This window comes from Streptomyces sp. 2114.4 (assembly GCF_900187385.1).
Taxonomy (GTDB): domain Bacteria; phylum Actinomycetota; class Actinomycetes; order Streptomycetales; family Streptomycetaceae; genus Streptomyces; species Streptomyces mooreae.
Genome location: NZ_FYEY01000001.1, coordinates 5,513,977 through 5,536,756 on the forward strand (window position 1 = coordinate 5,513,977; position 22,780 = coordinate 5,536,756).

17 protein-coding genes and 1 pseudogene are annotated in these 22,780 nt (G+C 71.6%); 9 read left to right on the plus strand and 9 right to left on the minus strand.

Annotated features, from left to right (window positions below):
* Positions 1-42 precede the first annotated feature (42 nt).
* The 4 genes from CFW40_RS24425 to CFW40_RS24440 all read right to left on the minus strand — a co-directional run bounded on the left by CFW40_RS24425 (position 43) and on the right by CFW40_RS24440 (position 6,796).
* Positions 43-3,849: a multifunctional oxoglutarate decarboxylase/oxoglutarate dehydrogenase thiamine pyrophosphate-binding subunit/dihydrolipoyllysine-residue succinyltransferase subunit gene (locus CFW40_RS24425; RefSeq protein WP_088799972.1), complete on the minus strand. Its 3,807-nt coding sequence runs from the start codon at positions 3,847-3,849 to the stop codon at positions 43-45.
* Positions 3,850-4,086: 237 nt separating this feature from the next.
* Positions 4,087-5,223, minus strand: coding sequence for an ATP-binding protein (locus tag CFW40_RS24430; protein WP_088799974.1), 1,137 nt, complete (start codon positions 5,221-5,223; stop codon positions 4,087-4,089).
* Positions 5,220-5,957 (minus strand): response regulator transcription factor, encoded by a 738-nt coding sequence (locus CFW40_RS24435; RefSeq protein ID WP_088799975.1) that lies wholly within the window; start codon positions 5,955-5,957, stop codon positions 5,220-5,222. The genes CFW40_RS24430 and CFW40_RS24435 overlap by 4 nt, the downstream gene beginning before the upstream one ends.
* Before the next feature lie 74 nt (positions 5,958-6,031).
* Positions 6,032-6,796: a spermidine synthase gene (locus tag CFW40_RS24440; RefSeq protein ID WP_088799977.1), complete on the minus strand. Its 765-nt coding sequence runs from the start codon at positions 6,794-6,796 to the stop codon at positions 6,032-6,034.
* Between the two features lie 257 nt (positions 6,797-7,053).
* On the opposite strand from CFW40_RS24440, the gene CFW40_RS24445 reads away from it, so the two are divergent.
* Positions 7,054-7,923, plus strand: coding sequence for a rhomboid-like protein (locus CFW40_RS24445; RefSeq protein WP_107446808.1), 870 nt, complete (start codon positions 7,054-7,056; stop codon positions 7,921-7,923).
* Here the strand turns inward: CFW40_RS24445 and CFW40_RS24450 are convergent.
* Together CFW40_RS24450 and CFW40_RS24455 are read right to left on the minus strand one after the other, a co-directional pair.
* Positions 7,917-8,486, minus strand: coding sequence for a hypothetical protein (locus CFW40_RS24450; protein ID WP_088799979.1), 570 nt, complete (start codon positions 8,484-8,486; stop codon positions 7,917-7,919). The genes CFW40_RS24445 and CFW40_RS24450 overlap by 7 nt on opposite strands.
* 141 nt (positions 8,487-8,627) lie before the next feature.
* Entirely contained in the window at positions 8,628-9,149 is a 522-nt protein-coding gene (locus tag CFW40_RS24455) for a YfbM family protein (protein ID WP_088799981.1), read from the minus strand.
* Between the two features lie 115 nt (positions 9,150-9,264).
* Here CFW40_RS24455 and CFW40_RS24460 point away from each other — a divergent pair, with 115 nt between their 5' ends.
* Together CFW40_RS24460 and lon are read left to right on the plus strand one after the other, a co-directional pair.
* Positions 9,265-10,179 (plus strand): pentapeptide repeat-containing protein, encoded by a 915-nt coding sequence (locus tag CFW40_RS24460; protein WP_088799983.1) that lies wholly within the window; start codon positions 9,265-9,267, stop codon positions 10,177-10,179.
* A gap of 103 nt (positions 10,180-10,282) precedes the next feature.
* A complete protein-coding gene (gene lon / locus CFW40_RS24465; RefSeq protein ID WP_088799984.1) occupies positions 10,283-12,742 on the plus strand; it encodes an endopeptidase La in 2,460 nt (819 codons plus the stop codon).
* A 149-nt stretch (positions 12,743-12,891) separates the two neighbouring features.
* On the opposite strand, the gene CFW40_RS24470 is transcribed toward lon, so the two are convergent.
* Positions 12,892-13,749 (minus strand): lysozyme, encoded by an 858-nt coding sequence (locus CFW40_RS24470; protein WP_088799986.1) that lies wholly within the window; start codon positions 13,747-13,749, stop codon positions 12,892-12,894.
* 255 nt (positions 13,750-14,004) lie between these two features.
* Here CFW40_RS24470 and CFW40_RS24475 point away from each other — a divergent pair.
* Positions 14,005-14,542, plus strand: a pseudogene (locus CFW40_RS24475) (MarR family winged helix-turn-helix transcriptional regulator).
* Positions 14,543-14,772: 230 nt separating this feature from the next.
* Here the strand turns inward: CFW40_RS24475 and CFW40_RS24480 are convergent.
* Entirely contained in the window at positions 14,773-15,618 is an 846-nt protein-coding gene (locus tag CFW40_RS24480) for a protein phosphatase 2C domain-containing protein (RefSeq protein WP_088799988.1), read from the minus strand.
* A 574-nt stretch (positions 15,619-16,192) separates the two neighbouring features.
* Here CFW40_RS24480 and CFW40_RS24485 point away from each other — a divergent pair.
* The 5 genes from CFW40_RS24485 (at position 16,193) to CFW40_RS24505 (ending at position 22,132) form a co-directional block, all read left to right on the plus strand.
* Positions 16,193-19,171, plus strand: coding sequence for a nitrate- and nitrite sensing domain-containing protein (locus tag CFW40_RS24485; protein ID WP_256331305.1), 2,979 nt, complete (start codon positions 16,193-16,195; stop codon positions 19,169-19,171).
* Positions 19,168-19,662: a roadblock/LC7 domain-containing protein gene (locus CFW40_RS24490; RefSeq protein ID WP_088799991.1), complete on the plus strand. Its 495-nt coding sequence runs from the start codon at positions 19,168-19,170 to the stop codon at positions 19,660-19,662. The genes CFW40_RS24485 and CFW40_RS24490 overlap by 4 nt, the downstream gene beginning before the upstream one ends.
* A gap of 73 nt (positions 19,663-19,735) precedes the next feature.
* Positions 19,736-20,137 (plus strand): DUF742 domain-containing protein, encoded by a 402-nt coding sequence (locus CFW40_RS24495; RefSeq protein ID WP_086720132.1) that lies wholly within the window; start codon positions 19,736-19,738, stop codon positions 20,135-20,137.
* Between the two features lie 37 nt (positions 20,138-20,174).
* Entirely contained in the window at positions 20,175-20,792 is a 618-nt protein-coding gene (locus CFW40_RS24500; RefSeq protein ID WP_088799993.1) for an ATP/GTP-binding protein, read from the plus strand.
* 86 nt (positions 20,793-20,878) lie between these two features.
* Entirely contained in the window at positions 20,879-22,132 is a 1,254-nt protein-coding gene (locus tag CFW40_RS24505; RefSeq protein WP_088799996.1) for a styrene monooxygenase/indole monooxygenase family protein, read from the plus strand.
* Positions 22,133-22,477: 345 nt separating this feature from the next.
* Here CFW40_RS24505 and CFW40_RS24510 read toward each other — a convergent pair whose 3' ends face one another.
* On the minus strand, positions 22,478-22,744 hold the full coding sequence (locus CFW40_RS24510) for a hypothetical protein (protein WP_088799998.1): 267 nt from the start codon (positions 22,742-22,744) through the stop codon (positions 22,478-22,480).
* Positions 22,745-22,780: the final 36 nt, after the last annotated feature.

Here is a 22,780-nt window from a genome sequence, read left to right on the forward strand (position 1 = left end):
CTTCCGCTGTTCCACCACCGGTCACCCCGGCGGCCTGACGCCTCAGGCGTCGAAGGCCTCCGCGACCAGCTGTGCCTGCTCGGCCTGGTGGCGCTTGGCGGAGCCGACGGCCGGCGACGAGGAGTGCGGCCGCGAGATGCGGCGCAGGCGCTCGCCGTGCGGGACATCGGCACCGACGGCCAGGTCGAGGTGGTCGATCAGGTTGAGGCCGAGGAACGGCCACGCACCCTGGTTCGCCGGCTCTTCCTGCGTCCACAGGTACTTCTCGGCGTTCGGGAACTTGGCGATCTCCGCCTGGAGTTCCTTGCCGGGAAGCGGGTAAAGGCGCTCGATGCGGACGATCGCGGTGTCGTTCGCGCCGCGCTTCTCGCGCTCGGCCTCCAGGTCGTAGTAGACCTTGCCGGAGCAGAAGATGACCTTGCGGACATCCTCGGCCTTGACCGTGGAGTCACCGATGACGGGGCGGAAGCCGCCCGTCGTGAACTCTTCCGTCTTCGACGCCGCGGCCTTCAGACGCAGCATCGACTTCGGGGTGAAGACGACCAGCGGCTTGTGGTGCGGGTTGTGGACCTGCCAGCGCAGCAGGTGGAAGTAGTTCGACGGCAGGGTCGGCGCGGCGACCGTCATGTTGTTCTGCGCGCACAGCTGGAGGAAGCGCTCGATCCGGGCCGAGGAGTGGTCCGGGCCCTGGCCCTCGTAGCCGTGCGGCAGCAGCAGGGTGACGCCGGACGTCTGGCCCCACTTCTGCTCCGCCGACGAGATGAACTCGTCGACGACGGTCTGGGCGCCGTTGACGAAGTCACCGAACTGCGCCTCCCACATGACCAGCGCCTCCGGGCGGGCCAGGGAGTAGCCGTACTCGAAGCCCATCGCCGCGTACTCGCTCAGCAGCGAGTCGTAGACGTTGAAGCGGGCCTGGTCCTCGGCGAGGTAGAGCAGCGGGGTGAAGTCGTCACCGGTCGCGCGGTCGATCAGCACCGCGTGGCGCTGGCCGAAGGTGCCGCGGCGGGAGTCCTGGCCGGCGAGCCGGACCGGGGTGCCCTCCATCAGCAGCGAACCGATGGCCAGGGTCTCGCCCATGCCCCAGTCGATGGTGTCGTCCTCGACCTGGGCCGCGCGGCGCTGCAGCTGGGGCAGCAGACGCGGGTGGACGGTGACCCGCTCGGGGATGTTGACCTGCGACTCGGCGATCCGCTTGACGACCTCCTGGGAGATCGCGGTGTCGACGTAGACCGGGAACTCGGCCTTCGGCTGCGGCACCTCGGGGGCGGCCGGCGTCGTCGTGGCGTCGCGGACCTCGGTGAAGACCTTCTCCAGCTGGCCCTGGAAGTCCTGCAGCGCCTGCTCGGCCTCTTCCAGCGTGATGTCGCCGCGACCGATCAGGGACTCGGTGTAGAGCTTGCGCACCGAGCGCTTCTTGTCGATCAGGTCGTACATCAGCGGCTGCGTGAAGGCCGGGTTGTCCGACTCGTTGTGACCGCGGCGGCGGTAGCAGATCAGGTCGATGACGACGTCCTTGTTGAACGCCTGGCGGAACTCGAAGGCCAGACGGGCAACGCGGACGACGGCCTCGGGGTCGTCGCCGTTGACGTGGAAGATCGGCGCCTCGATCATGCGGGCCACGTCGGTGGCGTACATGGACGAACGCGACGACTCCGGGGCGGCGGTGAAGCCGACCTGGTTGTTGATGACCACGTGCACCGTGCCGCCGGTGCGGTAGCCGCGCAGCTGGGACATGTTCAGCGTCTCCGCGACCACGCCCTGGCCCGCGAAGGCCGCGTCACCGTGCAGCTGGATCGGCAGGACCGTGAAGTCCGTGCCGCCCTTGTTGATGATGTCCTGCTTGGCGCGCGCCACACCCTCGACGACCGGGTCGACGGCCTCCAGGTGGGAGGGGTTGGCGGTCAGCGAGACCTTGATCTGCTCACCGTCGAGGCCCGTGAAGGTGCCCTCGGCGCCCAGGTGGTACTTCACGTCGCCGGAGCCGTGCATCGACTTCGGGTCGAGGTTGCCCTCGAACTCGCGGAAGATCTGCGCGTACGACTTGCCGACGATGTTGGCGAGGACGTTGAGGCGGCCGCGGTGGGCCATGCCGATGACGACCTCGTCCAGACGCGACTCGGCCGCGGAGTCGATGACCGCGTCCAGCAGCGGGATGACGGACTCGCCGCCCTCCAGCGAGAAGCGCTTCTGGCCGACGTACTTCGTCTGCAGGAACGTCTCGAACGCCTCGGCGGAGTTCAGCCGGCGCAGGATGCGCAGCTGCTCCTCACGCTCGGGCGACTTGTGCGAGCGCTCGACCCGGTCCTGGATCCACTGGCGCTGCTTGGGGTCCTGGATGTGCATGAACTCGATGCCGGTGGTGCGGCAGTACGAGTCGCGCAGCACGCCCAGGATGTCGCGCAGCTTCATCATGGACTTGCCGGAGAAGCCGCCGACCGCGAACTCGCGCTCCAGGTCCCACAGGGTGAGGCCGTGCTCGGTGATGTCGAGGTCGGGGTGCTTGCGCTGGTGGTACTCCAGCGGGTCGGTGTCGGCCATGACGTGGCCGCGGACCCGGTAGGAGTGGATCAGCTCGAAGACCCGCGCGGCCTTGGTGACGTCGTCGTCGTGCGAGACGTCGATGTCCCGCAGCCAGCGGACCGGCTCGTACGGGATCCGCAGCGACTTGAAGATGTCGTCGAAGAAGCCGTTCTCGCCGAGCAGCAGCTGGCTCATGATGCGCAGGAACTCGCCGGAGGCGGCGCCCTGGATCACCCGGTGGTCATAGGTGCTGGTCAGCGTCATGACCTTGGAGACACCCAGCTTGTTCAGGGCGTCCTGGGAGGTGCCCTGGAACTCCGCGGGGTAGTCCATCGCGCCGACGCCCATGATCATGGACTGGCCGGGCATCAGACGCGGCACGGAGTGCACGGTGCCGATGCCGCCCGGGTTCGTCAGCGACGCGGTGACTCCGGTGAAGTCGTCCATCGTGAGCTTGTTGTCGCGGGCCCGGCGGACGATGTCCTCGTAGGCCTGCCAGAACTCGAAGAAGGTCAGCGTCTCGGCCTTCTTGATGGCGGCGACGACGAGCTGGCGGTCGCCGTTCGGCTTCACCAGGTCGATGGCCAGACCGAGGTTGACGTGATCGGGCTTGACCAGCGTCGGCTTGCCGTCCTTCTCCGCGAAGGAGTGGTTCATCGACGGCATGGCCTTGAGGGCCTGCACCATCGCGTACCCGATGAGGTGGGTGAAGGAGACCTTCCCACCGCGGGCGCGCTTGAGGTGGTTGTTGATCACGATGCGGTTGTCGAAGAGCAGCTTCACCGGGACCGCGCGGACGGACGTGGCCGTCGGCAGCTCCAGGGAGGCGTTCATGTTCTTCGCAACGGCGGCCGACGGGCCGCGCAGCGTGACGAACTCGGGACCGGCAGTGACCTCGCCGTCGGCCTTCTGGGTGGCGGCCTTGGCGGCCGGCTTGGCCGGCGCGGCCTTGGCCGGGGCCGGCGCGCTCGCGGCCGGCTTCGCCGGGGTGGCCGGCTCAGAAGGCGGCGCGGCGGCGGCCGCTCCGGTGCTCGCACCGGACTGCTTCGGCTCCGCCGCGGCGGGCGCCGCCGGGGACGACTGCGCCGGGGCGGCCGGAGCGGGGGCAGCGCCCTCCGCCGGCTGGCCCGGCGCGGTGGCGCCGCCCGGCTTGTAGTCGGCGAAGAAGTCCCACCAGGCTCGGTCTACCGAGTTCGGGTCCTGGAGGTACTGCTGGTAGATCTCGTCGACGAGCCACTCATTGGGACCGAACGCGGCGGCAGGGTTCTTACCCTGCCCTTCCTGGTCGGTCGAGATGCTCGAGCTGTTGGGGGACTGTAGCGACACGGCGGCAACCGCCCTCTTCCGCTTCCTAAGGTGGTGGACAGCGGGAATAAAGGCTACGCCTGTTGGGACCCTGGATGCAGGCTGGGAGGGTCACTCGTCGCGTACGTCACATTCCCGGACGGGTTTCGGGGCAGGACCTGACGGGAAACACACGAGGTTTGCCTGTATACGGGTAGGGCTGATCACCGCGGGACCCGCGCAGGAGTGCTCCCACCACCGACCCTACGTCAGCGGCCGTCAGCTTCGAGCTGACTCCAACCCCGGAAGGGTGACCCGGATCCGGCAGCCGCGGGGGGATTCGGCCACGCCGATGCGTCCGCCGTGCAGGTCGACGGCCCAGCGCGCGATGGCCAGGCCCAGGCCCGTCCCCCCGTCGGAGCCGGGGCCCGAGGGGGCGGGGCCGCCGCGATTGAAGCGCTCGAAGACCCGGTAGCGCTCCGACTCGGGGATGCCGGGGCCCTCGTCCTGCACGTCCAGCTCCAGGCTCTCGGGGCCCTCGCCGCGGCGCGCGTGCACCGTGACCCGGCCGTGCCGCGGACTGTGCTTGATCGCGTTGTCGATGAGATTGGCCACGACCTGGTGCAGCCGCTCGGCGTCCGCGTGCGCGGTCAGCTCGGGCGGCGAGACATCGAGGTGGAGATGGACGTCCGTACGGGTGTGGGTGCCGGAGCCGGCGACCCCCGACGGCCCCGACAGCGTGGAGGCGCCGCGGCTCATATTGGCCTCCTTGAGCACCCCGGACAGATACGGCCAGACCTCGAAGCGCCGGGCGTGCAGCGGCACCACCCCGTTGTCCAGCCGGGACAGGTCGAGAAGGTGCTCGACGAGGCGGCCCAGCCGCTCGGTCTGCTTCAGTGCCGTCCGCATGGTCTCCGGGTCCGGCTCGCTGACCCCGTCGACGACGTTCTCCAGGACGGCACGGAGCGCGGCGATCGGGGTCCGCAGCTCGTGCGAGACATTCGCCACCAGCTCCTTGCGGTGGGTGTCCACCGCCTCCAGATCGGCCGCCATCCGGTTGAAGGCGTTCGCCAGATCGCCGAACTCGTCGCGGCGCTCCGAGCGGACCCGGCGGCTGTAGTTACCGTGCGCCATCGACCGGGTGACATCCGTCATCTCGTCGAGCGGAGCGGTCAGGCTGTTGGCCACGAACTGGGTGATCAGCAGCGAGGCGATCACCGAGAAGATCGTGATCACCCGCAGCTCGGTCGCCGAGTGCATCGCGACGAAGACCAGCAGCGTGGTGATGATCACCGAGACGCTGACCAGCGCGCCGAGCGCGGCCTTCACCGAGCGGTACGGGTCGAGCGGGCGCAGCCCCTCCCAGACCCGCCGCCCCAGCTCACGAACGGGCGTGTGCCACCGGCGCCGCGTCATGCGGCCGGGGTCTCCAGGGCATAGCCGACGCCGTGGACCGTACGGATGCGCTCGGCGCCGATCTTGCGGCGCAGTGCCTTGATGTGGCTGTCGACCGTACGGGTCCCGGAGGCGTCCGCCCAGTCCCACACCTCGGCCAGCAGCTGCTCACGGGAGAGCACCGCGCGGGGGGTGTTCGCCAGGCAGACCAGCAGATCGAACTCGGTGGGCGTCAGATGGACGTCCGCGCCGCGCACCCGCACCCGGCGCTGGGCGTGGTCGATCTCCAGCTCGCCCAGCCGGAGGATGCCGGTGCGCGGGGTGTGCGCGGCCAGCGCCGCGCGCTCGACCCGCCGCAGCAGGACGTGCACCCGGGCGGCCAGCTCCCGCATCGAGAACGGCTTGGTCATGTAGTCGTCGGCGCCGACCCCGAGGCCGACGAGCATGTCGGTCTCGTCGTCCCGGGCGGTGAGCATCATCACGGGCACCGGCCGCTGGGCCTGGACCCGGCGGCACACCTCCAGGCCGTCGAAGCCCGGCAGCATCACATCGAGGACCAGCAGATCCGGCTGCCAGGCCTCCGCGGTCTCCACCGCGGCCGGGCCGTCGGTCGCCGTCTGCACCTGGAAGCCCTCGGCGCGCAGCCGCGCCGCGATGGCCTCCACGATCGTCGGGTCGTCCTCCACGACCAGTACCCGGCGCTGGGCGCCCGGCGTGGCGGCGGCGCCGCCCTGCGTTGTCTGAGTCTGGTCCATCGCCCGCCCCTGCATGTCCACTGCGTGGTCGCGTATTGCTGGGCAGCAGCGTACGGGCATGGTGTGAGTGTCGGCTACGCGCCCTTGCGCGCGAGATGGACCACGTCAGGGACGCCTCGGACAACGGGGATCTCTTCCGTATGTACCCCGCGGAATCCGGCATTTCGCAAGGCTTCCTCGAAGGCCGGCGAGGGCTGCGCGGACCAGACGGCGAGCACGCCACCCGGAGTCAGACGGTCCCGGCAGGCGGCGAGTCCGCCGGGGGAGTAGAGGCTGTCGTTGTCCTCGGTGACGGTCCAGTCGGGGCCGTTGTCGATGTCCAAACACAGTGCGTCGTAGGTGTTTTGGTCCGCTCGGGTCCGCAGGTGGGCGACCAGGTCGGTGTGCAGGATCTCGCTGCGCGGATCGGCCAGCGCGGCCGCCGAGACCGCCGAGAGCGGGCCCGTGCGGTGCCAGTCGATGACCGCCTCCTCGCGCTCGACGACGGCGATCCGGCCCCAGCGCGGCGATTCTGCCGCTCTGGCCAGCGAGAACCCGACGCCGAGGCCGCCGATCAGTACGGAAGGCCGGACGCGGTCGGCCGGCAGCGCGGCCAGTGCGGCGTCGATCAGCAGCCGCTCGGACCGGCCGTCGGAGGTGTCCATCAGGAAGCAGCCGTTGGCGATGATCTCGTAGACCGCGGGCTCGGCGGGGGCGTCGGAGGCCTCCATTCCGGGGTCTGCCGGGGGTCCGCCCCGCTGTCGCAGCACCACTTCGCCGTACGGGCCCTCGCGGCGGTCGAGGGTGCGCGGGGCCTCGGGGAGGCCGGTCGTTGCCTGCGTCGGAGTAACGGGAGCCATGGCGCCATGGTGGCCAATTCGGGCCGCGCCGGTCCAACGCCAGGGGCAGGTGTTCCGCCGCGGACGCACGGACGTGACGCCCTGTTCGAGGGTTGCTTTATGTGAGGGATGTCACTCACACAGCTTCTTCATGGGTTGAGCATGCAGGCTGGTCCGCGACGTAGGACACGGCAGACGCAGGGCAAGGCAGGGGAACCACGGCCGGGGGACGGGTGTGGCTGACCGGATGCGCCAGGGACGGAAGGGGCCGCGGACAAGTGAGCTGGCTGGGAACCGCCGCAAGAGCACGGGTCGATCGCGCGCCGTCGGCCGTACCGGGGGCGGGGACGGGTGACGGGCCGGGCGCGGCACCGGCCGTCCCGCCGGGCCTGCTGCCGGGCGTCCCCCGGCAGCGCGCCTCCCGGCCGGCCCTCGTGGAGGCGGAGCCGGCAGTGCTTCCCCAGTCCGAGCGACGGCGGCCGTGGCGGCTGCTGCCCACGCCCGCCGGCACCCCTTTCACCTTCGGCTACGCCCTCCTCCTCGTGGCCACCTCGCTCTTCGCCGAGTACGCCGACCCGGCGCTGGTCTCCGATCTGCTCCAGGGCTCCAGTACGGACGTCGTCCACCTGGCACAGGCCCCGCTGCTGGTGCTCGTCGCCAGCGCGCTGTGGATCGCGGGCGGTATGACCTCCGCGTACGCCATCGGCTTCCTCTTCGTCCTGACGGCGCTGGAGCGGCGGATCGGCGGACTGCGCACCGCCGCCGTCTTCTTCGGCGGCCATGCGCTGGCCACCCTCGCCACCGAGCTGCCCGTCGCCTTCTCGGTCGCCGCCGGCCGGCTGCCGGAGAGCTCGCTGCACCGTCTCGACTACGGCATCAGCTTCGGCGTGATGACCAGCATCGGAGCCCTCGCCGGCCTGTTGCCCGCCTGGTTGCGCTGGCCCGTGCTGGTAGGTGTCGGCTACGTGGCCGTGACCGATCTGCTCGCGGCTATCGACCCGATGACCGACTGGGGCCATCTGCTCTCGCTCACCCTGGGGATCGCGAGCTGGCCGCTGCTGCGCCGCTGGCGCACCCGGCACGCCCGGCCCGTGCCGCTCCTGGGCGACCTGGGACATCCGGCGCTGCGGGGAGTGCGGACCTACTGAGCGGCCGGCGGCCGCGGGTTCACGGCCGAGCGGTACGTATGGGTGATGGCGTAGGCGCAGCCGCCCAGCAGCGCCACGCCGGACAGCACACCGCTGACGAACGGCACCCATGCCACGGCCGAGGTCGCCGCCATGGCCAGCCCGGCCGCCCCGAGGGCGGTCAGCGCGACGCCGGGGACGGCGATGCTGCGCCGCTTCCAGACCGCCGACAGCGCCACGAAGTGCAGCCCGACGATCAGCGCGGTCCAGGCCACCGAGGCCGGCCCGGGGGCGCCCGCGGCGCGCAGCGCGAGATTGCCGCCGATCAGCAGCACCGCCTCGGCCCCCACGACGAACGCGAACCGTCCCTGGAACCAGTCCGCCCGGGGGCTCCCGGCGCCGTCGGCGGGCTGCCCGAGGCGCCCGGCCCGCAGTGCCAGCGTCAGCAGCCCGGCGAAGGTGAGCACCGCGAGCACCCGCAGGGCGAGACCGAGCGCGGGATTCAGCGGGGCGTGTGCGTTGGCGACCACGAAGACCGTGCCGAAGAATGCGCCGATGAAGACTCCGGACATCCGCTGCAACATGCGGTGAAGGTAGCAGTCATGACGGGGTGTGAGGACGCAGGCGCCGGGCTTTTCCGTGCGGTCCGCGCGGCCCCGGCCGACCCCCTGCCCGAGCCGAGCCCGGACCCGGCCGGACCCGCTGCACCGGCGACACCGGACCCGTTATCCCAGCCATAGGAGCATGCCGTCCCCCTGGTCCGCCGCCGTGCGGAAGAACGGCCGCAGCTGCTCGTAGTGCTCGCGCACATAGTCCAGGGACTCGCCCCGCTCCCAGACGATCGCCGGGTACACCTGAGCCGCGGCCAGGTCCTCCGGGCCGACGCCGGCCGTCAGCCGCTCGCCGGATATCTCCGCCAGCGCCCCGGCGGCGGTCCGCACCTGCTCGGGGGTGAGGTAACGGGGCGGGCCGTAGCCCCAGTCGTCGGCATCCGGGACGGCCTCCTCGCCATGGACGATGTCCACCGGGAAGGCCGCCCGGCGCAGCAGGAATCCGAGCGCGTCCCAGGCCTTGTCGACATCCATGCAGCGCGCCGGCGCGGACTGCGCGGGCCCGGCCGCTTCTGCCTCTGCCTCCGCTTCTGCCTCCGCCTCCATCCACCCGCCGATCAGCTCCAGCGCCCACTCGGGATCGCCCAGGGCGCGGTCGAGTTCGGCAGGGGTGACACGTGCGTACTCTCCGATCATGCTCATGGTCCCGAGGTTAGAGGCGACCACTGACAACGCCGTTCGGCGAAGGGGCCGTTGCCTTCCCGCGGCGAGCGCATCCCGCCGGGCGCGGTCGCCGTGGCGGCCTGGGAGAATGGCGGCCCCTTCCGAGCGCGGCCCCGTGCGGCGCTCGCCGTACCGCAGGAGCGCACTCACCTTGTCCCCGGACCGCAGGCCATCGACCGACCACGAGCAACCGATTCCGGACACCGCAGACCTCGGCCTGCGGTCCGACTGCGGCAGCTGCTTCGGGCTCTGCTGTGTGGCGCTGCCGTTCGCGGCGTCGGCGGACTTCGCGATCGACAAGGACGCCGGCCGGCCCTGCCCGAACCTGCAGACGGACTTCCGCTGCGGCATCCACACCGACCTCCGCCGGCGCGGCTTTCCCGGCTGCACCGTCTTCGACTGCTTCGGTGCCGGACAGAAGGTCTCCCAGGTCACCTTCGGCGGACGGGACTGGCGGCAGGCTCCGGAGACCGCCCGGCAGATGTTCGACGTCTTCCCCGTCATGCGGCAGCTGCACGAACTCCTCTGGTACCTGACCGAGGCGCTGTCCCGGCCCGCGGCCCGTCCGGTGCACGCCGCGCTGCGGGCCGCGCGGGAGAAGACCGAAGGCCTCACCCGGGCCGGCGCCCAGGAGCTCACGGCGTTCGACGTGCCGGCCCACCGGGGCGAGGTCAATGCCCTGCTGCTGCGCACCAGCGAACTCGTACGGGCCGGGGTGCCGGGCCGCAAGAAGGAGCGGCGGGGGGCCGATCTCCTGGGGGCCCGCCTCAAGGGGGCGTCTCTCCGGGGCGCCAATCTCCGCGGCGCCTGCCTCATCGCCGCCGATCTCAAGGGCGCCGATCTGCGCACGGCGGACCTGATCGGCGCCGATCTGCGGGACGCCGACCTCAGCGGTGCCGATCTCACCGATGCCCTCTTCCTGACCCAGTCGCAGCTCAACGCAGCCAAGGGCGACGCGGCGGCCAAGCTGCCGCGGGGCCTGTCCCGCCCCGTCCACTGGTAGCGCGCCGCGTCCGATCGCTCACAGCGAACGCACGGCGGGGAACATCTCTCGCCCCGGCTGCATTGAGTGAGTAAAGCTCAACTTGCTTGCCGAAGGGGAGATCATGGCTTCGACGTCCACACCGCTCACTCTGCCCGTGCTGCCCCTCGATGACGAGGTCGTGCTCCCCGGCATGGTGGTGCCCCTGGACCTGTCCGACGCGGACGTACGGGCAGCGGTGGAGGCCGCGCAGGCCGCCGCCACCCCGGGTAACAAACCGCGGGTGCTGCTCGTTCCCCGCGTCGACGGGACCTACGCCGGTATCGGCACGCTCGGGCGGATCGAGCAGGTCGGGCGGCTGTCCGACGGCGACCCCGGCGCGCTGATCCGGGGCTTGGGCCGGGTACGGATCGGTTCCGGCACGACCGGGCCCGGGGCCGCGCTCTGGGTGGAGGGCACGACCGTCGAGGAGGCGGTCCCCGATCCCCTGCCCGGCGCGGTGACCGAACTCGTCACGGAGTACAAGGCGCTGGCCACCAGCTGGCTGCGCAAGCGCGGCGCCTGGCAGGTCGTCGACCGCGTCCAGCAGATCGAGGACGTCCCGACGCTGGCCGACAACTCCGGCTACTCGCCGTTCCTGACCACCGAACAGAAGGTCCACCTGCTGGAGACCACCGACCCGGTCGCCCGGCTGAAGTACGCCACCGAGACGCTGCGCGAGCACCTGGCCGAGCAGGACGTCGCCGAATCCATCGCCAAGGACGTCCAGGAAGGCGTCGACAAGCAGCAGCGGGAGTTCCTGCTGCGGCGGCAGCTGGAGGCGGTCCGCAAGGAACTCGCCGAGCTGAACGGCGATCCGGAGGACGAGGGCGACGACTACCGCGCCCGGGTCGAGGCCGCCGACCTGCCCGAGGACGTCCGCAAGGCCGCCCTCAAGGAGGTCGACAAGCTGGAGCGGTCCAGCGACCAGAGCCCCGAGGGCTCCTGGATCCGCACCTGGCTGGACACCGTCCTGGAACTGCCCTGGAACGAACGGACCGAGGACGCCTACGACATCACCGGCGCCAGGGAGGTGCTGGACGCCGACCACTTCGGCCTGGACGACGTCAAGGAGCGGATCACCGAATACCTGGCCGTCCGCAAGCGACGGTCCGAGCGCGGCCTCGGGCCGGTCGGCGGGCCGTCGGAGGGGACGCCGCGCGGCGCTGCGGGCCAGGGCGGCGGCGGGCGGCGGGCGGGCGGCGCCGTGCTGGCGCTCGTCGGGCCGCCCGGGGTCGGCAAGACCTCGCTCGGTGAGTCCGTCGCGCGGGCCATGGGCCGGAAGTTCGTCCGGGTCGCGCTCGGCGGCGTCCGGGACGAGGCGGAGATCCGCGGCCACCGCCGTACGTACGTCGGCGCGCTGCCCGGCCGGATCGTCCGCGCGATCAAGGAGGCCGGGTCGATGAACCCGGTGGTGCTGCTCGACGAGATCGACAAGGTGGGCTCCGACTTCCGGGGCGACCCGGCCGCCGCCCTCCTGGAGGTCCTGGACCCGGCGCAGAACCACACCTTCCGCGACCACTACCTGGAGGTGGAACTCGACCTCAGCGATGTGGTCTTCCTGGCCACCGCCAATGTCCTCGAAGCCATCCCCGAGCCGCTGCTCGACCGGATGGAGCTGGTGCGCCTGGACGGCTACACCGAGGACGAGAAGGTCGTCATCGCCCGGGACCACCTGCTGCCGCGCCAGCTGGAGCGGGCCGGTCTGGAGACCGGCGAGGTGACCCTGGAGGACGACGCGCTGCGCAAGCTGGCGGGGGAGTACACCCGCGAGGCGGGCGTACGCAACCTGGAGCGCGCCGTCGCCAGGCTGCTGCGGAAGGTCACCGCACAGCACGAACTGGGCGAGCGGGAGCTGCCGTTCACGGTCGGCGTGGACCAGCTGCGCCCGCTGATCGGGCGGCCGCACCACACCCCCGAGGCGGCACAGGACCCGGCGGAGCGGCGCACCGCGGTCCCCGGGGTGGTCACCGGACTCGCGGTCACCGGCGCCGGCGGCGACGTCCTCTATGTGGAGGCCTCGCTCGCCGATCCGGAGACCGGCGCCTCCGGGCTCCAGCTGACCGGCCAGCTCGGTGACGTGATGAAGGAGTCCGCGCACATCGCGCTGTCGTTCCTGCGCTCCCACGGCGCCGAACTGGAGCTGCCGGTCGCCGATCTGAAGGAGCGCGGTGTGCATCTGCACGTACCGGCGGGCGCCGTCCCCAAGGACGGGCCGAGCGCGGGCGTGACGATGACGACGGCGCTGGCCTCGCTGCTGTCGGGCCGGCGGGTCCGGCCGGATGTGGCGATGACCGGTGAGGTCTCGCTGACCGGGCGGGTGCTGCCGATCGGCGGCGTCAAGCAGAAGCTGCTGGCGGCGCACCGGGCCGGGATCACCACCGTCATCATTCCCCGGCGCAACGAACCGGACCTGGACGACGTACCGGCCGAGATCCTGGACTCCCTGGAGGTCCACCCGGTCGCCGATGTCCGCCAGGTGCTGGAACTGGCGCTGACCCCGGCCGCGAACGGGGCCGCCCCGGAGATGCAGGTCGCGGCCTGAGGGCCGTGGCTCGACGGTCGTGACCTTGACGGACGCGGCGGCCTGACGGACGCGGGCGGAAACGGTACGGGCCCCTGTCGCACCCGTGTGCGGCAGGGGCCCGCTCGTGCGTACGGCCCGGGCGTGGAGGGGGGCCGCACGCCCGCGTATCAGCCGTTGGCGAGGGCCTTGAGACGGTCCAGCGCGCCGTTGAAGCGGTTGTGGTCCCCGACCGTCGTGCCGGACGAGGTGTACTGCCAGATGGTGTGGAAGCCCCAGCCGGCCGGGAGTTCGCCGACCGACGAGCCGTAGCGCGGTATCCACAGCGGATTGACGGCACCGAAGGCGGCGGAGTTGCCGGTGCACTGCTTCCACCAGCCGGTGGAGGTGTAGATGACGGCGTCCCGGCCGGTACGCGCCTTGTAGGTGGCGAACCAGTCCTTCATCCAGTTCACCAGGCCGGCCGCGCTCAGCCCGTAACAGGTGGCGCCGTAGGGGTTGTACTCCATGTCGAGCGCGCCGGGCAGCGTCTTGCCGTCCCTGGACCAGCCGCCGCCGTGCTGGACGAAGTAGGTGGCCTGGGCGGCACCGCTGGAGGTGTCGGGTGTGGCGAAGTGGTACGCGCCCCGGATCATGCCGGTGTTGTAGGAGCCGTTGTACTGCTGCGCGAAGGACGGGTTGGTGTAGCTGGTGGACTCCGTCGCCTTGACGTAGGCGAAGCGGACGCCGCTGTTCCAAAGCGTCGACCAGGCGACACTGCCGTTGTGGCTGCTGACGTCCACGCCCTCTACGGACGCGAGCGGCGACGCCGGCGGTGCGGTGCCGGCCGCGGTGCCCTCGTGCCGGGCGATCTGGGAGCCGGCCCAGTCCTGGCCGGGGTGGCGTGGCTCCGGCGCGCGCCGGGTGGCCGTGGCGCCGGCGGTGCCCGGCAGTCCCAGGAGGAGGGAGACGACCGCGAGAAGGACCCCGGCCAGGGTCGTGAGGGAACGTGCGGGTCGGTGGGGGAAGCCGGATCTGAGCACGGACATACGTGCCTCCGAAGATCTCGGTGGGTGACCTGAGGGGGGAGGAGCTGAGGGGGAGGACCTGACGGCATGGCGCCGACGTGCGGGCGCGGCGGTGCGACGGGCAGGACGCGCGGCGGACCGTTGACAGCCCGGGCCTTTGTTATGCCCATGCCAGAAGCAACGTACGCGCGTAGAACGACGTGACAAAAGAGGGGCACCGTGCTGCCGTTGGTCTACTCCTGCGAAATACTGGCCGAGCTGCGGCTTCAGCCGCCGATGGCGGAAACTTTCAGGGCAGGGAAAGCAAGAAGGGGCGCTGACGTGCACAACACCGGAGCCGACGGTACGACGGCGGACGGCGAACCGATTGGTGTGGACCACGTATTTCTGGCCCTGGAACGCGAATTGGCGGTATTTCTCCGCCGGGCCCGTGCCTCGTCCGGCGAATTGGCACGAGAGGTACATCCCGACCTGGAGCCCTCCGCGTACGGCCTCCTCATGCGGCTGGCCGACGCCGGCACCCAGCGGGCCACCGGCCTCGCCGGCTTCTTCGGCGTCGGCAAGGCCACGATGAGCCGCCAGCTGCACGCCCTGGAAAAGCTCGGACTCATCGCCCGCGAGCCCGATCCGGCCGACGGCCGTGCCGTCCTGGTGCGCCTCACCGATGAGGGCCGCGACCGCTTCACCCGCGTCCGCACCGGCCGCCGTGCCCAGTACGCCCGCCGCCTCGCCTCTTGGGGACCGCACCGAGGTCGCCGAACTCGCCCGTCTGCTGCACCGGCTGAACGCGGAGCAGGAGGGGGACGAGGTCTAGGGGGCCTCCCCTGGGGTGTCGCCTGGCAGGACGGGGTGCCCTCGCACCCCCGGACCCGCGCCGCCGAGCTTCCGTTCCCCCGCGCCGGGAGAAATTTCCCGCCCGCCGGTGATTGTCACGGCGCCACAAAAAATCCGGCGCCGTGCGAAGCCCGTCGCCCTCGAAGCCGGGCGCCGGAAACCTCACGGCACCACGTGAATCGCGGCGTCCCGGCGTCACGCGTCATGGCGTCACGGCGCCACAAAGATGACCGCCGCGTCATCCCGGGCCTTGCCGCGCGGAAACGCCGCACCCTCCGGGTCCGCCGCCTCCGCCGCCCGGACCCGGTCGATCAGCGACTGCGGGCCCTGCCCGGCCACCAGCGCCACGCAGTCGGCCCAGGAGCCCTCGTGGAAGACCTCCGTCCAGCGGCTCGCACCGTCGCTGAGCGCGGTCAGCGAACGCAGCCCGGAGCGCGGCACGCTCCCGGACACCGCCCGGGCGGCCACCGCCGGATCGGCGGCCGCGGTGAAGAAGCCACCCTCCGCGTTGCGCAGCGCCTCGACCGCGCGGGCGTACTTCCGGCCCGCAGCGGCCCGTTCCGCCGAGCCGCGGGGCAGTGCCCGTACGGCGGCGCGCCGGTCTTGGACCGCGGGCGGCAGCTCGTCCAGCCGCGGGTCGAGCACCGGCTGCACCGAGCCGTCCGCCCGCTCCAGGAGCAGCACCGAGTCGGACAGGACGAGGTATTCGACGGTGTCCCCTGACCACCGCGCGGCGATCACGGTTGCCTGTGGAGTGCGGGCGTGAGAAAGGTCACAGGTCGCCCGATGCGTATCGGCCGTCCGGGAGATGGCTGAGGAGAGAACCTCAGCGAGCGTCATATCCCGGTGTGAAACCGACAGTTCGAGCATTGCGCCCCCGAGGTGCGCGGTGAACCACGGCACCGTGTGGCGGCATCCGTAGTCCTCCTCGGGGGGCGTCACCCCGTCCAGGAGGACGAGGGCTCCGCCCTGGCCGGCGGCCGGCAGGGCGACCGACGCGTAGTCCTCGTTTGGGCGTTGGGGGTCGCCCGGCTCGGTGGCGAGTTCGATGCGCATGGCCGCCAGTCTGCCGGAGGCGCCGGCTCCGTCCCTGGTGACAGGAGCTGACAGCAGCGCCGGAGGGCGGTCGGGCGGCGGCGTACCGGAGGTAAGGACCGCCGGTCCGGCGGCGTGCGGGCGCGCATCTTTCCAGGAGCCGGACGCATCTCCAAACCCGTTCGGGGGTGGGCCGGGGTTGCGGCCGAAAACGTTGGCGCACGGAAGTTGATGGTCAAACTGCGATTGATGTTCACTCCTTCAGGTGGCCGGGCATGTGTTGCCGAGCCACTGCGCGGCGCCGGTGGAATGGTCGTTGCCCGGTCATGGGGTGGGGCCAGGACGTTCGTCGCGACGCGCAGAGCCGGGCTGTTTCCCCTCGCGGAAGTGTGTGCTGCTGCGTCTTCGCGCAGGTCCGCCCCCGTGAGCGGAGAGCGAGCCGGGTCCGCGACGCCATATGGCGTGGACAGGCGAGACAGGAATGCGAGCAGCGGTGCGGAAGATGCGGCTTCGAGGCGGCGCAAGGAAGCCGGGATCACCGGCCGGTTCGGTCTCGGGACCGAATGCGGGCTCGGGTCCTGGTAAGGGTCCGGGCATGGCGGACGGTGGCGAGGACCATGCGGGACGGCGTCCCGCACGCGTGCGCAACCGGCTCGTCGGGGCGGTGGCCGTTGTGGCCGCGGCCGTCCTCGGCGCCGGCGTCCCCGGGCTGACGGCCACGGCCGACGACGCCACCCACAGTCAGCAACTGGTCGATCTGGCCGAGCTGAACGCGCAGGCCATCGCGCTGGCGCACTCCCTCGCCGACGAACGCGACGGCATGACCGCATACGTCGCCACCGGGCACGGCAGCCGGACGGCCGCGGGACGGGTCAACTCCGCGGTCAACGATGCGCGGGCCGCCCGGACGAGCGACGCCGCGGCCCTGCGGGCCCAGCGTGCCCGCGTGGACCGGCAGATCGGCGAACTGCGCTCCGAGGCCCAGGACGCCTCGGGCGACACCGCGGTGTACAAGGCCGCCGCCAAGCTGCTGGGGACGCTGCCGCAAATCCGTCAAAAGGCGCTGTCCGCGGCCGGATCGGCCGAGCAGATCTATAACGCCTACACCCAGACGATCCAGGCGCTCGGTGCGATCAGCGACGACATCGCCCGTGAACTGCCCGCCCGCGCGAACTCCGCCGACGCCGACATCCACGCGCTGCCCGCCCTCGGCCGTGCCACCGAACAGGCCGCGGGCACCCGGGCCCTGCTGCTCGCCGCGCTCAAGGCGGGCGGCAGCCAGCCCCGGCTGACGAACCTCGCCCAGGTCGCGCACCTGCGCGAACAGGGCGCGCTCGGCGACTTCCAGCAGGCCGCGAGCCAGGGCGCCAGGGACCGCTACGTCCGCACCGTCAACGGCGAGGACGCCAACACCGCCGAGCGCTATCTGGCCCGGCTGACTGACCAGCCCCGGCTGGACGCCCTCGATCTGCGCCTGAGCCGCCAGCGGGTCCAGACCACGCTCACCAGCCGTATCGGTCTGATGCGCGGCGTCGAATCCGCCATGGCCACCGCCGACATCCAGCACCTCGGCGCGCTGCGCGACGACGACGTCACGGAGCTGGAGATCCGCATCGGCCTGGAAGGGCTGTGCCTGCTGCTGGCCGTCGGCGTCGGCGTCTGGGCCGCCCGCTCCCTGACCCAGCCGCTGGCCGCGCTGCGGATCGGCGCCAAGCGGCTGGCCGCCGACCCCGCGCACGAGGACCCCCTCACCTACAAGGGCCGCAACGACGAATTCGCCACCACCGTGCGGTCCGTCAACGCGCTGCACGCCCAGGTCGGCGAGCTGGCGCGGCGCACCGCCGAGATGGAGGGCGAGCGCAAGCGGCTGATCAGCGGCCGGCAGCGGCTGGTCGCCGAGCGCGAGGTGCTGCAGGAGCAGGGCGAGGGCCTGAAGGAGGAGATCGCCGATCTCACCGAGCGGCTGGCGGCCCTGCAGTCCGGTGTGCACGGCCGGTTCGTCAACCTCTCGCTGCGCACCCTCGGCCTCGTGGAGCGTCAGCTCGGCGTCATCGAGTCGCTGGAGGAGAGCGAGCAGGACCCGGAGCGGCTGGAAACCCTCTTCAAGCTGGACCACTTCGCCGCGCGGATGCGCCGCAACAGCGAGAACCTTCTCGTGCTGGCGGGCGCCGAGCAGTACAGCAACAACCACCCGGGCCCGGTACCGCTGCTGGACGTGATGCGTGCCTCGATCAGTGAGATCGAGCGCTACGAGCGGGTGCGTATCCAGTCGCTGCCGCCGCACTCCCAGGTCGCCGGATTCGCCGCCGACGACCTCAGCCACCTGGTCGCCGAACTCCTGGAGAACGCCACCGCCTTCTCGCCGCCGGACGCCTATGTCGAGCTCTCCGGCTGGCTGCTGGAGAGCGGCGAGGTCATGCTCTCCGTCCAGGACGAGGGCATAGGGATGACCTCGGAGCGGATGGCCGAGCTCAACGAGCGGCTGACCGACGTCGAAGCCGCCTCGTCCTCCGAGACCGTCGACGAGGCGCTGGGCCTGGGCCTGTACGTCGTGGTGCGGCTGGCCGCCCGGCACGGTGTCCGGGTCCAGCTGCGGGACGCGAAGCACGGCGGCGTCACGGCCGTCGTCGTCCTGCCCGGCTCGATCCTGCCGACCCGCCCCGCCCCGTCGGCCTCCCCGGCGAGTGCGCACCAGGACGTGGCGCACACCCCGGGCCTGCCCGGCTCGGTCGCCGAGGCGAACTCCAACGCGCTGCCGACCCGGGCGGCCCGCCGGGACCCGGCAGCCGTGGCAGGCCCGCCCGCTGCCGCCGCGGCCCCGGCCCATCAGCCCGGCCAGGGCGCGGACCGGGACACCCCGGCGCCCGGCCACGACGGCACCCCGGGCGCGGCCCCCGCGCCTGCCCCCGCCACCGACCCGCTCGTCGCCGCCGCGGAGCGCGCGATCGACGCGGCCGGACTCGGTGTGCAGCCCGGACCGGCACCCACCGAACCGCGGCCCGAGGGCCCCACCACGTACTCCGGTTCCGAGCCGAGCCCGTACGGCCCGCAGTCGCCCGGCCCCTACGCCGCCACCACCAGCGGCGGCGGCCAGCACCGTCGGCCCGAGGACGACGCCGCCCCGGGCCACGAGCCCTCCGGAGCCGGTGCGCCCTCCTCCGACCCCTATGCCACCGGCCCCGACCAGCACACGGGCCCCGGGACGGACGCGGCACCCAGGGACGCCGACGCGGCACCCGCCGACGCGTCCCCGGCCGGTACACCGGCCGACCCACAGACCGCCGCCGCCCCGCCCGCGGAGGAGCGGCGGACGACCTCCATGGGGCTGCCCAAGCGCACCCCCAAGGTCGTGGCGCAGCAACAGGCGCCGACCGCACCGCGCAAGAGCGGTGCGGCCAATGCCGAGGCGTTGCGGCGTCGCCTCGGCGGATTTCAGGCGGGAGCGCGAAGCGGCCGGCGTGACGTCGAAGCCGAGATCGCGGAACGTACAGCGGAGCTGACCATCCCACAGACGGACACCGACGGAGCGGGGGCCCCGGGAGAGAGCCACGTTGTCGAGGAGGCACGCGATTGAAGGCGCAAGCACCCACTGCTTACGGACAAGGTCTGAGCAGTCAGGCAAGGAATCTGCATTGGCTGCTGACCAACCTGGTCGACGAGGTACCGGGAATCCACTCGGTCGCGGTGGTCTCCTCCGACGGCCTGCTGCTGCTGTCGTCCGACCCGGGCCGGGCGGAAGCGGCGGCCCGGCCGGGCGGAAGCGGCGGTCCGCGGGGGTCCAGCGCGGACCTGGCCACCATCGTGTCCGGGCTGGGCAGCCTCACCCAGGGGGCCGCGAAGCTGATGGACGCCGGGGCGGTCAAGCAGACGATGGTCACGATGGACGAGGGCAGCCTGTTCGTCATGTCGATCAGCGACGGCTCGCTGCTCGGGGTGCACACCACCCCGGACTGCGACATGAGCGTCATCGCCTACCACATGGCGCTGTTCGTCGGCCGGGCCGGACATGTCCTCACCCCCGAACTCCGCAGTGAATTGCGTAAGTCGATGGAGAGCCCCCAGTGAGCGAACGTAGCGAGCGAACCATGGAGAGGTGCGCCCCGAGCGAGTGCGAGGGCGGACGAAGCGAGGTTTCGGCATGAGCAGTTCCCGCAAGCTCCCCGTACGCGGTGGGGAGCGGAAACCCTCGCGCGTGCGGCCGTACTCGCTCACCGGAGGCCGGACACGGTTCGGCCATGTCCTGCTCGTCGAGACGTTCGTGGCCGCGCTGGAGGCGCCCGAGGAGCGGCGCGAGCTGACCTCCGGCGGCTGGGGCGACCGGGTGATGCCGGAGATGCGCGCGATCGTCGAGCTGTGCCGCCGGATGCGCTCGGTCGCGGAGATCTCCGCGCTCCTCAAGATGCCGTTGGGCGTGGTACGTGTACTGCTCAGCGACCTCGCCGACCAGGGAAAGATTCGCGTCTACGGCACCGGGCACGGCTCCGGCCGGCCCGACCGCGCGCTGCTCGAAAGGGTGCTGAGTGGACTTCACAGGCTCTGACACGATATCGGCCGGGCCGACGGCGACCCCCGGTTCCGTGAGCCCGTCCGACCCGGCGGCCACGGCCGCCGACGCGGGGCTGCAGAGCTGGCAGACCGACCGTTCGCGGGCGCCGATCGCCACCAAGATCGTGGTGGCGGGCGGCTTCGGCGTCGGCAAGACCACGTTCGTCAAATCGGTCTCGGAGATCACCCCGCTCCAGACCGAGGCGGTGATGACCCAGGCCAGCGCGGACACGGACGATCTGACCGCCACCCCGGACAAGACCACGACCACGGTCGCGATGGACTTCGGGCGGATCACCCTCGACCAGGAGCTGGTGCTGTACCTGTTCGGCACGCCCGGACAGCAGCGCTTCTGGTTCATGTGGGACGACCTGGTGCGCGGTGCGATCGGTGCGATCGTGATGGCCGACACCCGGCGCCTGGAGGACTGTTTCCCGGCGCTGGACTACTTCGAGAGCTGCGGACTGCCGTATGTCGTCGCGGTCAACCACTTCGAGGGGACCGAGGCGTTCGCCGTCGAGCACGTGCGCGAGGCGCTGACCGTGCCGTCGCACGTGCCAGTCGTGATCATGGACGCGCGGAAGCGGGTCACGGTGATCGAGTCGCTGCTCGCGCTGGTCGGCCACGCCCTGGAGACCGCGCCCGAGTAACCGGCCCCCGTACGGGGCCACGGCCCCGTACGGGCCGCCCACTTCCCCTCCCCGAACAACCAGCAGTAGCAGAGAAGAGTGCCGCCATGCGGAAAATACTCGTCGTCGGAGCCGGCCAGTCCGGTCTTCAGCTCGCCCTCGGCCTCCAGACCCAGGGCTACGAGGTCACCCTCATGTCCAACCGCACCGCCGACGAGATCCGCGCCGGCCGGGTCATGTCGACGCAGTGCATGTTCCACACCGCCCTCCAGCACGAGCGCGACCTCCAGATCAACTTCTGGGAGAGCCAGGCCCCGCGCATCGAGGGCCTTGGCGTCTCGGTCGCCGCCCCCGGCAGCCATGAGTCGCCCGAGGGCTCGCAGCGCGCCATCGACTGGGTCGGCATGCTGGACGGCTACGCCCAGTCCGTCGACCAGCGGGTGAAGATGGCCGGCTGGATGGAGACCTTCGCGCAGCGCGGCGGCCAGCTCGTCATCCACGGCGCTGCCGTCTCCGACCTGGACTTCTTCGCGAGCCGCTACGACCTGACGCTGGTCTCGGCCGGCAAGGGCGAGCTGGTGTCCATGTTCGGCCGGGACGCCTCCCGCTCGCCGTACGACACCCCGCAGCGCGCGCTCGCCGTCTCCTACGTCCACGGCATGGGCCCGCGCCCCGAGCACCCCGAGTTCGAAGCGGTGCGCTGCAACCTGGTGCCCGGCGTCGGCGAGCTGTTCGTCATGCCGACGTACACCACCTCCGGCCGCGCCGACATCCTCTTCTGGGAGGGCATACCCGGCGGTCCGCTGGACGCCTTCCAGGGCGTCAAGGACCCCAACGAGCACCTTGCCCTGACGCTGGAGCTGATGGAGAAGTTCCTGCCCTGGGAGTACGCCCGCGCCACCAAGGTCGAACTGACCGACGCCAACGGCACGCTGGCCGGCCGCTACGCCCCCACCGTGCGCAACCCCATCGGCCGGCTGCCCTCCGGCGGTCTGGTGCTCGGTGTCGCGGACGTCGTGGTCGCCAACGACCCGATCACCGGCCAGGGCTCCAACTCGGCCTCCAAGTGCGCCGCCTCCTACCTGGCCTCCATCGTCGAGCACGGCGACCGGCCGTTCGACGGGGAGTGGATGCAGAGCACCTTCGAGCGCTACTGGGACACCGCCCAGCACGTCACCAAGTGGACCAACGCGATGCTGGCCCCGCCGCCGGAGCACATCCTGAACCTCATCGGCGCGGCCGGCCAGCTGCAGCCCGTCGCCGACCGCTTCGCCAACGGGTTCAACGACCCGTCCGACTTCGAGAACTTCTTCTACGAGCCGGAGAAGACGAATGCCTATCTTGCCTCTTTGACGGGCTGAAAACCGCCCGCGGCGGGGGCTGTCCTCCCCCGTGGGCGCGTGCGCCGCCGTGCTCGTTCCCTCCCCGCCTTCGGCGGGGAGGGGTTTTTTGCGGGCTGCCGCCGCGGCGCGTGGTGTGTTGTGGTGCGGTGCCGGGCCTCCGGCGGTGGGTTGCGGGACTGCTCGCTTTACGCTCCGCTGCGCTCCGCCTTTGCTCTTTCTCGGAGCCTGCGGAAGCAAAGCCCCGCAACCCACCGCCTCCGGCCCGTCCCCTCGCGTGGGTGTGGCGGCTGTCCGTGTGGGGTGCGGTTTTCGCTCGTGGCGCGGGGCCGTTCGGTGGGGTTTGTGCCACGGGTCGCTGCCGGTTCAACGCGGCTTGCGCCAAGGCCACTTCGGTCCGTCGTCCGGCGCCTTGCCCTCCGGGGCGTACTCGTACTTCCAGCCGCTGGGCAGGCCCAGGCGGCCCACCCGTGCCGGGACGCGGCGGTAGACGTGCACCGTCGGCGGCCGGTCGTCGTCGTGCGGTACGGGGACCTCGTACGTCTTCGGCGGCCGGCCGGTCGCGCCGACCAGGACGGGCAGTACCCGGCCGTCCAGCGGGCCGCCGACGAAGAGGGTGTTCTCGCTTCTCACGCCCTCAGTGTCACACCGCCACGGCCGGGCGGCTGA